This window comes from Caballeronia glebae (assembly GCF_001545035.1).
In the GTDB taxonomy this organism is placed as follows: domain Bacteria; phylum Pseudomonadota; class Gammaproteobacteria; order Burkholderiales; family Burkholderiaceae; genus Caballeronia; species Caballeronia glebae.
In genome coordinates, this window is sequence record NZ_FCOJ02000113.1 from 1 (window position 1) to 10,621 (window position 10,621).

Sequence of the window (10,621 nt, forward strand, 5' to 3'; positions counted from 1 at the left end):
GCACGCGATGATGGCGTCGCGATGCAATATCTGATTCCGAACTGGAAGTTCGATAACAAGAAGCCGTGCCTCGTGCGCTAATACGCTGGCAAAGTCCTATTCGGAGTATTGCGAATCCGAGCACGTGTGACCGCACCGCGCCAAATCAGTCAATGACTTGGCGCATTTCACGATCAATACACCGCGGGCATGCCGGGCGGACGATGTTTAAAGCGTCTATGTACCCAGTAATACTGCGCGGGAATTTTCATGACCTGGGTTTCGAGAAACGCATTCATGCAACGCGCGTCATCGGTTTCACTTTCCGATGGGAAATTGCTGAGCGGTGCAAAAACGGTCAACCGATACCCTTTGAAATCCGGCAGTACTTCCGTGACGAACGGCACGACGCGCGCGTGCCCCACTCTTGCAAGCCGCGAAACAGAAGTTAGCGTGCACGCAGGAACGCCAAAAAATGGCACAAAGACAGAGTTATCGATGCCGTGGTCCATGTCCGCAGCGAGCATGACCGGCTTGCCCTCTTGAAGGAGCCGCACGATTTTCCTCGCGCTTGTCGAACGTTCGATCATCTCTGCGCCGAACCGGCCGCGCTGCCGTTTGGCCAGATCGCAAAGACGCGTGTTCGACATGCGCGTGTACAAGGAAGCGGCAGGCATCTTCAATGAGTAAACCAGACACCCGATCTCGATGCCCACGAAATGAAACCCCAAAAAGATGGTGGGCGGAGCATTCTTGTCTTCGAGATCGATCGCGCTTTCGATCTGGACGAGATTTCTGATTTTTCGCGCGCTACCAAACCATTGAACGCCTCGTTCGAGATAGCTGCGAACGACATGTCGGAAGTGTTCCCTTGCAAGCTCGTCACACTCACGTTCCGACTTTTCGGGAAAACAGAGGTGCAGGTTGACAAGGACTATATGTTTGCGGCGGCCGGGAAGCGCATATAAGGCCGCGCCGATTGCGCTTCCAAGCCTCGCGACTAATTGGTACGGAAGTATCGAGAGCGTGCGAAGTAAAGCGACGACGAGCAGATGACCGACTTGTTCCAAAACCAACTCCTGTGTGACGGACAGCGCGTATCAGACGGGTGCCTGACAGCAATCACTTCTGCCACCGCGGTCATTTTAATTGACATCGAACAAACAACGGCGATTTTGCATGAGCGGATCTTCGAATTGCCTTGGGAACGACCGTCATGCAAGTGCCGCCGCGTATGGCCAAAGTGGGTCGAGCGCCGGAGTTCGGGCGCGATTGCACAGGGCGCGAGCAGCGATTTCGGGAACCCGCCACCAGCAGTCGCCGGGTGATTCGGAACTCCGGTCGGTTGAAGGTCTCATCGTCATTCTGTAGCCGCCGCTGAAAAAGATGGCACATGCGTCGACGGCGAGGCTCGCGCGGGCAATCTGACTGCGCCTGGGGCGTCAGAAGCGATGTCTCAAGCCGACTGTCGCCTGAATCTGATCGGTCGTGGAAGACGGCGCGCTGACGCCATTGATCCATGCCACGCCTAATGGCGAACTGCCACTTGGACTCACGCGCTGCCATGCACTTTGAATATAGACATCCGTGCGCCGGGAGAAGCGATAGTCGGCCATTGCGCTCAACTGATTCCAATGGGGAATGCCGCCGCCTCCGTTTCCGCCGGCGCGCGAATAGGTATAGGCGCCCGAAAGTTCGACCGCCGGCGTCAGCGCATAGCGGAGGTTTCCCTCAAAGTTCTGGAAGGTTCCACTCAGCCCCGTCTGAAAGAACTGGGCGAGCTTGCTTTGCGAGTATACGAAGCCCGCCACAGCCGGACCGAAGGAGTAGTTCACGCCTGCGCCGAGCGTCTTCTGACTGCTGGCCAGCACGCCTAAGGGCACACCCGTCGGCGCGAGCGCGCCCTGCAGGGAAGCGCCGGTCGTATCGGTGACTGCGCCGTTCGTATTCACCTGTCCCGGCGTGCGCGCAGCACTGCTGAGCCCGAGATAACCAACACCGAAACTCAGCGCGCCCCATACATAGGACACGCCGAAGCTATACGCGCGATTGTTCGTGAATCCACCCGCCTGATTGGAAAAGCCGTAGAGCGCACCGAACTTCAGGCCGCCGAAATTCGGGCTCACATACTTCACGGAGTTATTGATCTGAAACGAATCGTTCAGATTGTCGTTGTCCAATGGATGCGCGAAATGCGTGCCGCCGAATTCGGTGCCGGTCAATGAAAGCGGGGCTACGAAGTCGACCATGCTGTCGGTTTGGCGGCCAAGCGTGAGCGCGCCGTAATCGCGGCTCGACAAGCCAACATACGCTTGACGATTGAAGATGCGGTTGCTCGACGAGAACTGTCCGTTATTCAGGGTGAAGCCGCTCTCCAGGGTGAAGATGGCCTTCAGCCCCCCACCGAGATCTTCAGCTCCGCGCAAGCCCCAGCGGCTGTACTGAACCGCACCGCTCGTCATCTCCCAGTTGCTATGCCCGCCTCCTGGTCCGGTGATCTGGCTGTTCGTGTAGGACAGACCCGCGTCGATCAGCCCGTATAGCGTGACGCTGCTTTGCGCATGCGCCGCGCCCGCCAGCGTGATCATGGTCGTCGCACCGGTTATAAGCATCTTGTTCATTTGCCTGCTCCAGCCAAGACCGAGAGATAACTTTCTCTTGGAACGCTTTCTACACAGACTTCGATGTTTGCCGGGCGTATAGCCTTGCGCACCATCGATAGGAAAAAGGCGCGATGTTTACCACACACTTTATGCGACCAAAGTCAGAACCGCCAACTTCAAATATGCCGTTCGAATTGCTCCGCGTTTTAAGCGATGCGACGTGATCGAAGCGGCATGACCAGCAGCAACGGAAGTTCTGCGTGTTGGCCCTCCTTGCCATCCAATGGATGACCCTATGGGCCGATCTATCTTTTGATCTGGTTTGGCCGTACCGAACGACCGCTCAATGTTCGGCAATGGGTCGAGTGCCGAAGTTCGGGCGCGGTTGCTCAGGGCGCGAGCAGCAACTTCAGGAACCGGCCATGAGTTGTCATTGGTCGGTGCGACCATGCAGTCATTCAAACGTCGGCTCCAGCGATGTTAACGAAGTTTCTATAACCAGCGATTGCGCGTCGCATCGTTGCCGACTTCTGCGCTATACCATTGACAGACTGTATTGCACGGCGTGTCGGCTAAACCATGACTTGCGGAATATTGCTGGTTTTGGCATTTCCGACTCAACTCGTGCTCAGTGCACTTGCGATGTATGTCAACGCAGGCATCATTGGGCCGAGCAGCGATGGCTGCGACTCGCGACGCTAGTTGGATCCTGGTACGGGCATTACCCTGAGGGGCGAAGCGCGACCGGTCGAGGCGTGCTTTCGACCAGAAAGGTCAATCGCCGATCCACCTCAACGCGATGAACGACACAAGTCGAAAAGGCAGCATCAAAGGGATGCCGCCCCGGCGACGTTCGCGTTGGCGATTCGCAAAGAGTCGACGATTGTCGCGTCCTGCAACGCGCTGATCAGGACTTGCCCGAGAGGGCAACACAATCCAACTGGATTCTTCCCGTCACGATGCGACTCGCTTGTCAGTGATGGCCACACTTTTCGACCGGGACGGGAGAATCCACTTTATAACCTTAGGGAGAATTAGTGCCCCCCTTTTTCCTTGATTGATAGCGAATTCTTCACTGACGTAACGCCGGAAACGCTCTTCGCTGCCGTACTAGCCTTTTCGACTTGGGATGCATCGGGGACGTGCCCTGCAAGCGTGATTGCGCTGCCCTTGACGATCACACTGACGCCCGCGGGATCAACGCCGCTCTTTGATAGCGCACTTAGCACTTTTTTACTGAGTGCCCGCTTCGCCTTCCTCACGTCGGACTTGGACATACCTTGGGATGTCGCCGATGTCTCCGATCCCACTGAGGTAGCAGCGGGCTCGCTGCTTTGTGACCAAGCGTTGAAGGATGCCGCGAGGATCACTGCGCTACTAGCCAACTTGAGTGTCTTGATTGCGTTCATTTCTTATGCTCCAAGTAAAGCGACGACGCCCGTTCATCGAGTCGTCGAGTTGCCGCGCCTATAAAGACGATTGCATGCTTATAGGCTCTTCGGAGACGTCCGAAAAAAAATCGAAGCCTGCAAGTCTTTGGGTCGGCTGTCCTAGGACATTTCTGCAACGCTCTACTGATATCCTCCGTCTTACAAAAAAGCCCAAGTGTGCTTTGCTCAGACAGATGCAAGGAACAGGCAGAAAATTTAACGATCTGCCACCCTACCTAAGTTACTGCTTCACTCAAACTGATGCGCGCAAAGTCCGATTCGATAATTTGCGCCCCTTTGAGCGTTATGACCGAGTTATGCATGCTCAGGATATGTGCGGTTATGTCCCGTCAATTGATTCGCATCAATATAAGGGGATGTCGAGTCAAGTGCAAGCTGTAGCGCTGCACTGGTATTGGAGAACGCATGATTAGCCCCCCTTCGAGGCGTCTCCCGAAAATCTGGCTATCTGACTCGGACGAGACGGGAGAAGGCGCAGACAAAAAAGAGTCCGCCGAAACGGGCTAACCTTGGAGCTCTACACTACTCCCTGTGCCTCACCAACAAGCAGCCCTTAGTTTAGGTCGTTAAACGAAATAGGCGAATAAAACCCGGCGACAGACGCCATGGCGCGCGCCGTTATAGTCGGACCGAATCTAGTGCATATTTCGATTAGACGTTGATGACTCAACTACGCTGCCGAGCGGCTGTTGAGATCCCAGTACCCCGATCGGCGGTTGCGGGTCGAATGGCGAAGTTCAGGCGCAATTGCACAGGGCGCGAGCAGTAACTTCAGGAACCGGCCACCTTGCGACAATCGAGGCGTCACTTTGAGGGCCGCAGTCTCGTACCGACTCGGACGCAAGCTGGAGTACTCTGCATTGCTTCGGTTGGACTTGTGACTACGTGCTAGTCACTTGTTTAAGCCATGCGCCGGGTGACAAGCCGACGCTGCCCTTAAAGCGCCGGCTGAAATGACTTTGATCCGCGAAGCCGGCCGAAATTGCAGCATCGGCAAGAGAATGTCCGCTCAGTAAGGCGCTCTGAGCTTGGCGGAGACGGACCATATTCAGATAGATATGAGGTGGAACGCCGAACGAGCTTGAGAAAGCTCTTGTCAGATGCACACGAGACAACCCCACCAGACGGCCCAGCAGATCGACAGTCAGGTCCTCCTGGAAATGCGCGTCGATAAACTCTCGAACCATGACCATTCTGCGCCTGCCCGGATCGATGCACGCCTGAACATTCGCGGCATATTCTCCGTATTTTGCTAGCAAATGGATGAGCGAGGCGCTCGTCAAGACCTCTGCGCTCATTGATTCCTGCGGTTGCGACAGTGCGGCGACTGCCTGGCTCAGTAGACGCGATGCGCGGCCGTCATTCACCACCGTGTGTGTGAAATACCTGGAAACAACAGTTCCTGCAGATCGGTCGAACCAGGTCTCCAGGAGTGCTGGCTCGACATAGAGGATGGCATAGCCAAACCCCTCATCGGTACCGCGGCTCCCGTCATGCGGCTCATCGGGATTGAACAGCATGACGTCACCCTTCAGGCTCGCATGCTGTGTCCCTCGACAATTGAACTTCTGAACGCCTGATTGGGTAACGCCGATGGAATACGTGGCGTGGCTGTGTCGCTCAAACGAGTGCTCTGTGAAATGAGCCTGCATGAGCGTGATTCCGCTACCGGTTCCATGAAGAAACCTGGCCCAGTCGGTGCCTGATTCGGTCTGATGGGATGCCATGAAACAATTGTACAAGACGATACTCGAAGGTCCGGCCTAGACTGCGATTCCATTTTTCTTTTGTGGCTCTTCATGAAAACGCAATCCGTCGATCTAACTAGCAAGCTGGCTCAGTTCAGTGAACACTGGGCACCGCGCACGGTCGCGGAATTTAACGGTCACGACATCATGATCGCGAAAATCAAAGGCGAGTACGCCTGGCATTCGCACGCCGATACCGACGACTTTTTTCTCGTCGTGAAAGGCACGGTATTCATTGATCTTCCTGGCGACGTAACTGTCCAGCTCGACCCTGGACAACTCTTCGTCGTTCCAAAGGGTGTTGAACATCGCCCGAGGGCGGAAGAGGAAGCCCACATCCTGTTAATCGAATCAACCGGAACACCAAATAGTGGCGACGTTGCCACTGCTGCACCTCGTCGGGTAATTTAAAAGTTGTCGGGTAGTGAAGCCCAGATGACTGACCTGTTGTGGAACACCTCTTTTTGGCAAGATCGCGGTAGCCGTCGCTCGCAAGGTAAGACGGGGCCGAGGGAGTTGTACGCTAAGTGGCGGCTGACGGACGGGTACAGGTTGGATCGAAGGTCCGTCGCGGGTCGACTCCCCGAAGCCCATGCGCACTTGCCCAGCGCGCGAGCAGCAACCCCAAAAACCAACCCCTCACCGCCGCTCGATCTCGCCTTCCGCCCCGCTCCATCACACCGCGCGCGTTGACGCTCCGCGCCGAGCACCGCCTTCGGCCCAGACCCGCACGGCATCCGCGAACAGGCGAAGCGCGGCGGGAGGATGCCGATTCGAAGGGTAGTACAGGCACAGTCCGGGAAACGAAGGGCTCCATTCGGCGAGCACCTGTATCAGGCGCCGCGACCGAAGATGCTCTGTCGCGAGATGGTCCGGAACCCATGCGATGCCCACGCCGTTGAGCGCCGCCTCGATCATCAGATTCAGGTTGCCGAGCGTCATCGGACCATCGACGTCGATGCTCGCGGTCTTGCCGCGGCGTTCGAGATCCCATCGGTAGAGCGCGCCGCTCTCGAAGCGAAAGCGGATGCATCGATGTTGCGCGAGATCGTGCGGCGCGAGCGGCGCCGGATGTTCCCGCAGATAGCCCGGCGACGCCACCGCGACGAAGCGCATGTCGTCTCCGAAGCGCACCGCGATCATGTCGCGAGGCACGTCCTGCAACACGCGAATGCCCGCATCGAAGCCACCGGCGACGATATCCATCAAGCGCGTATCGACGACGATCTCCACATGTATCCCGGGGTAACGCGCAAGGAAGTCCGGCAGGACGTGACGCACGAGCGGCTTCGCGGCGGATTCAGACGCGCTGATGCGAATCACCCCCGACGGACGATCACGCGTGGACGCGGCCTCACCCACGGCGTCGCGCAGGTCGGCCAAGGCGGGACCGACCCGCGCAAGCAAACGCTCGCCGGCCTCGGTAGGCGCGACCGAGCGGGTGGTCCGGTTGAACAGCCGAACGCCGAGCCGCGCCTCAAACGCACGCATCGTATGACTGAGCGCAGACGGCGAAACGCCCAGATTACGCGCGGCCGCGCTGAAACTGCGCTGCTGGGCGATTTCGACGAAAACAGTCAGTTCGGACAGACCGGCTTTTTGCATTATTGAATGATGTTCATAGGCCCATGAAATTGTAGGTCGATTGTTGAGTCGAATACAAAAGAATAATCTCGCGGTCATGCCGTACGGCTCATCCAAGGGAGAGACAGCAATGCAAAAGCGCAAGCTCGGTAATTCAGGACTCGAAGTCTCGGCAATCGGACTCGGCTGCATGGGCCTGAGCTTCGGCTACGGCCCGGCCGTCGAGCAGGCCGATGGCGTCGCGCTCATTCGCTCGGCGTACGAGGCGGGTGTCACGTTCTTCGATACAGCCGAGTGCTACGGTCCGTTCGTCAACGAGGAACTCGTGGGCGAAGGCGTGGCGCCCTTCCGCGATGAGATCGTCATCGCGACGAAGTTCGGCTTTCAGGACGCCGATTCAAAGAAGCCGCTGGATAGCCGGCCCGAGCGCATCCGTGCGGTGGCGGAGGCATCGTTGAAGCGGCTGAAGACGGATCGAATCGATCTGTTCTATCAGCATCGCGTCGATCCGAACGTTCCGATCGAAGACGTCGCCGGAACCGTCAGGGATCTCATTCAGGAAGGCAAGGTCAAGCACTTCGGTCTTTCGGAAGCCGGCGAGAAGACGATTCGTCGCGCGCATGCCATTCAACCCGTCGCCGCGCTGCAAAGCGAATACTCGTTGTGGTGGCGTGAACCCGAGCAGTCAGTCCTTCCGACGCTCGACGAACTCGGCATCGGTTTCGTTCCCTTCAGCCCTTTGGGCAAGGGGTTTTTGACGGGTGCGATCGATGCGAGCACCCGCTTTGCGTCGAACGATTTCCGCAACGTCGTGCCGCGTTTTTCCGAAGAAAATCGCACGGCCAACGCCGCGCTCGTCGGCGTGCTCGGTGACATCGCGAAAGAGAAAGGGGTGACGCAGGCGCAGATCGCACTCGCGTGGCTTCTTGCACAGAAGCCGTGGATCGTGCCGATCCCGGGCACGACGAAGTTGCATCGCCTCAAAGAAAACATCGGAGCCGCAGCCGTCGCGCTGTTCGGCGACGAACTTGCCGCGATCGAATCGGCGTTGCGCGACATTCAGATCGTCGGAGAGCGCTATCCGGCTCAGATGCAGCAGCGCGTCGACCGATGAACGTCGCGGAATCGAAATCGAACAAGTACGAGGATTATTCATGCAGCAAGTAACACTGAACAACGGCGTCCAGATGCCTGTCCTGGGCTTCGGCGTTTTTCAGATCAGCGATCCGAGCGAATGCGAGCGGTGCGTGATCGACGCCATCGACGCGGGTTATCGCCACATCGACACTGCCGCCTCGTACCTGAACGAAGAGGCCGTGGGCGCGGGCATCAGAAAGAGCGGCGTTGGCAGAGACAAGCTTTTCGTCACGACCAAGCTCTGGGTGCAGGATGCGGGCTATCAGCGTACCCAGCAAGCCATTGACAAGTCGCTACGTCGGTTGCAGGTCGATTACGTCGATCTCTATCTGATTCATCAGCCCTTCAATGACGTTCACGGTGCCTGGCGAGCGATGGAGGAAGCGCTCCGACAAGGGAAGGTCCGCGCCATTGGACTGAGCAATTTCCTTCCCGATCGTTTCATGGACATCGAGGTTTTCAACGAGATCGCTCCGGCCGTCAATCAGGTGGAAGTCAACCCCTTTCATCAGCAGATTGCGAACGTCGAATTCGTGCGCGAACTGGGCGCTCAAACCGTGGCGTGGGCGCCGTTTGCCGAGGGCAAGAAAGATCTGTTCGGTAACGCGGTGCTTACGGGGATCGCCGAGAAGCATCGCAAGACAGTCGGGCAGGTGGTTTTGCGCTGGCTGCTTCAGCGTGGAATCGTGACGCTGGCAAAGTCGGTGCGCAAGGAGCGAATGGCGGAGAACCTCGATGTGTTCGACTTCCAGCTCGATGCATCCGATTTCGCGCAGATCGAGGGACTAGACTCAGGCGAAAGTAGTTTCTTTTCGCATCAAGACCCGGCGATCGTCAAATGGATGAGCGAAAGGAAGCTGGCGCTGTAGCGGTTCGTTCACGGAAACGGACGCGGAAGCGGTCTCGTTCGACGCAGATAAAGCGGACTACACTTTAAATCGACGATAGTGAAAAATCGACGGCACAGGCGTGCGCAAATGCCGGCCCTTTACTGGAGACAACCATGAAAAAGGAGAGAAAAACAGCTCGGCAAATTTTGTCTGAGAACCCGCGGCAAGTGATCTCGGTCGGCCCCGAGGACGCCGTGCTGACTGCGCTGCGTCTGATGGCCGACGAGGATGTCACGACTGTGCTCGTGTTGCAGGACAGCAAACTTGCCGGCATCGTGTCCCAGCGCGACTATGCGCGCAAGGTCGAACTGAAAGCCCGCAGCGCTGCCGAGACGAAGGTTGGCGAGATCATGACTACGCAGGTGTTTTACGTCACGCCCGAGCACACGTGTGAACAATGCCTTGCGTTGATGCATACGAAGCGAATCCGCCATCTGCCGGTGATCGATTCCGGAAAGGTTATCGGCGTGCTATCCAACGGTGACGTTCTAGAGGAGCTTATTCAGGAAGACGAACGTTTTATCAGTAATCTCGAACATGACATGCTCTACTTGAATCTTGATACTGGCGGTGCCTATTAAACATGCGCGTGCGGCCTACTTCAAGAAGCGGCGTCACGCGCGCTTCGGCGCCTCGTACCACTTTGGATGAAATGCCTTCACGAGCGGACCGTCCGTGCGCAGCGCGTGGCATCCGTTGAGCTGGAACGGCCGCGTCGTGCCGCTCGCGTTGATTTCCTCGCTCATCGTCTGAAACGCGGCGGTCGCCACCGCGCCGATGAGTTCGGTCAGATGCGTGCAGCCGCGCGTGCCGCCGAACAGGTTTCTGATCTCGCGCATGAAGCCCGGCGCCAGCTTCATGCCTGCGAGCTTGCGATACTCGGGCGTGATCGTTTCGCAATGGCCAACGTACGGCACGGTGATCGACTCGGCAATCGCCTCGCGGATCACAAAATCGACGCCGATAGTAATGCGCAGCATCATCTCGTGTACCGGCTCGCCCGCCTTGACGATCACGCCGTGCGAAGCGCGATCGTACGACTTCGTATCGCGCAGACGGCCTTCGATGTCATAGAGACCGTCCGCGCGTTTGAAGCCTTGCAGCGTGATCTGCCGTGTGTGCAGCGGCACGCGATCCGTCGTCACAGTGCGCTCACCAGTTCCGGCACGACCGAGAACAGATCGCCGACGAGACCGTAGTCGGCCACGCTGAAGATCGGCGCTTCGGCG

At 57.6% G+C, this 10,621-nt stretch carries 10 protein-coding genes; 4 read left to right on the forward strand and 6 right to left on the reverse strand.

Features of this window, described 5'->3' with window-relative positions; all coding sequences use genetic code 11:
• Positions 1–173: 173 nt before the first annotated feature.
• The 4 genes from AWB82_RS35555 to AWB82_RS35570 all read right to left on the reverse strand — a co-directional run bounded on the left by AWB82_RS35555 (position 174) and on the right by AWB82_RS35570 (position 5,760).
• Positions 174–1,049: a lipid A biosynthesis lauroyl acyltransferase gene (locus AWB82_RS35555; protein ID WP_086973942.1), complete on the reverse strand. Its 876-nt coding sequence runs from the start codon at positions 1,047–1,049 to the stop codon at positions 174–176.
• A 372-nt stretch (positions 1,050–1,421) separates the two neighbouring features.
• Positions 1,422–2,600, reverse strand: coding sequence for a porin (locus AWB82_RS35560; RefSeq protein WP_086973943.1), 1,179 nt, complete (start codon positions 2,598–2,600; stop codon positions 1,422–1,424).
• A gap of 1,016 nt (positions 2,601–3,616) precedes the next feature.
• A complete protein-coding gene (locus tag AWB82_RS35565; RefSeq protein WP_086973944.1) occupies positions 3,617–3,991 on the reverse strand; it encodes a BON domain-containing protein in 375 nt (124 codons plus the stop codon).
• Between the two features lie 923 nt (positions 3,992–4,914).
• Positions 4,915–5,760 carry an AraC family transcriptional regulator gene (locus AWB82_RS35570; RefSeq protein WP_086973945.1) on the reverse strand — a complete coding sequence of 282 codons (846 nt, stop codon included), beginning with the start codon at positions 5,758–5,760 and terminating at the stop codon, positions 4,915–4,917.
• A gap of 72 nt (positions 5,761–5,832) precedes the next feature.
• Here AWB82_RS35570 and AWB82_RS35575 point away from each other — a divergent pair, with 72 nt between their 5' ends.
• The gene (locus tag AWB82_RS35575) at positions 5,833–6,192 is read left to right on the forward strand and encodes a cupin domain-containing protein (RefSeq protein WP_086973951.1); all 360 of its coding nucleotides are present in this window, start codon (positions 5,833–5,835) and stop codon (positions 6,190–6,192) included.
• Positions 6,193–6,456: 264 nt separating this feature from the next.
• Here AWB82_RS35575 and AWB82_RS35580 read toward each other — a convergent pair whose 3' ends face one another.
• A complete protein-coding gene (locus AWB82_RS35580) occupies positions 6,457–7,386 on the reverse strand; it encodes a LysR family transcriptional regulator (protein WP_086973946.1) in 930 nt (309 codons plus the stop codon).
• Between the two features lie 109 nt (positions 7,387–7,495).
• Here AWB82_RS35580 and AWB82_RS35585 point away from each other — a divergent pair, with 109 nt between their 5' ends.
• The 3 genes from AWB82_RS35585 (at position 7,496) to AWB82_RS35595 (ending at position 9,973) form a co-directional block, all read left to right on the forward strand.
• Positions 7,496–8,479 (forward strand): aldo/keto reductase, encoded by a 984-nt coding sequence (locus tag AWB82_RS35585; protein ID WP_086973947.1) that lies wholly within the window; start codon positions 7,496–7,498, stop codon positions 8,477–8,479.
• Positions 8,480–8,519: 40 nt separating this feature from the next.
• Entirely contained in the window at positions 8,520–9,371 is an 852-nt protein-coding gene (locus tag AWB82_RS35590; protein WP_086973948.1) for an aldo/keto reductase, read from the forward strand.
• A gap of 134 nt (positions 9,372–9,505) precedes the next feature.
• Positions 9,506–9,973, forward strand: coding sequence for a CBS domain-containing protein (locus tag AWB82_RS35595; RefSeq protein ID WP_086973949.1), 468 nt, complete (start codon positions 9,506–9,508; stop codon positions 9,971–9,973).
• Positions 9,974–10,006: 33 nt separating this feature from the next.
• On the opposite strand, the gene AWB82_RS35600 is transcribed toward AWB82_RS35595, so the two are convergent.
• A complete protein-coding gene (locus tag AWB82_RS35600) occupies positions 10,007–10,537 on the reverse strand; it encodes a DUF2889 domain-containing protein (RefSeq protein ID WP_086973950.1) in 531 nt (176 codons plus the stop codon).
• Between the last annotated feature and the right edge of the window lie 84 nt (positions 10,538–10,621).

Coding starts and splice junctions, on each gene's coding strand:
- AWB82_RS35560 (WP_086973943.1), bottom strand. CDS start 2,600: ATGAACAAGATGCTTATAACCGGTGCGACGACCATGATCACGCTGGCG.
- AWB82_RS35565 (WP_086973944.1), bottom strand. CDS start 3,991: ATGAACGCAATCAAGACACTCAAGTTGGCTAGTAGCGCAGTGATCCTC.
- AWB82_RS35570 (WP_086973945.1), bottom strand. CDS start 5,760: ATGGCATCCCATCAGACCGAATCAGGCACCGACTGGGCCAGGTTTCTT.
- AWB82_RS35575 (WP_086973951.1), top strand. CDS start 5,833: ATGAAAACGCAATCCGTCGATCTAACTAGCAAGCTGGCTCAGTTCAGT.
- AWB82_RS35580 (WP_086973946.1), bottom strand. CDS start 7,386: ATGCAAAAAGCCGGTCTGTCCGAACTGACTGTTTTCGTCGAAATCGCC.
- AWB82_RS35585 (WP_086973947.1), top strand. CDS start 7,496: ATGCAAAAGCGCAAGCTCGGTAATTCAGGACTCGAAGTCTCGGCAATC.
- AWB82_RS35590 (WP_086973948.1), top strand. CDS start 8,520: ATGCAGCAAGTAACACTGAACAACGGCGTCCAGATGCCTGTCCTGGGC.
- AWB82_RS35595 (WP_086973949.1), top strand. CDS start 9,506: ATGAAAAAGGAGAGAAAAACAGCTCGGCAAATTTTGTCTGAGAACCCG.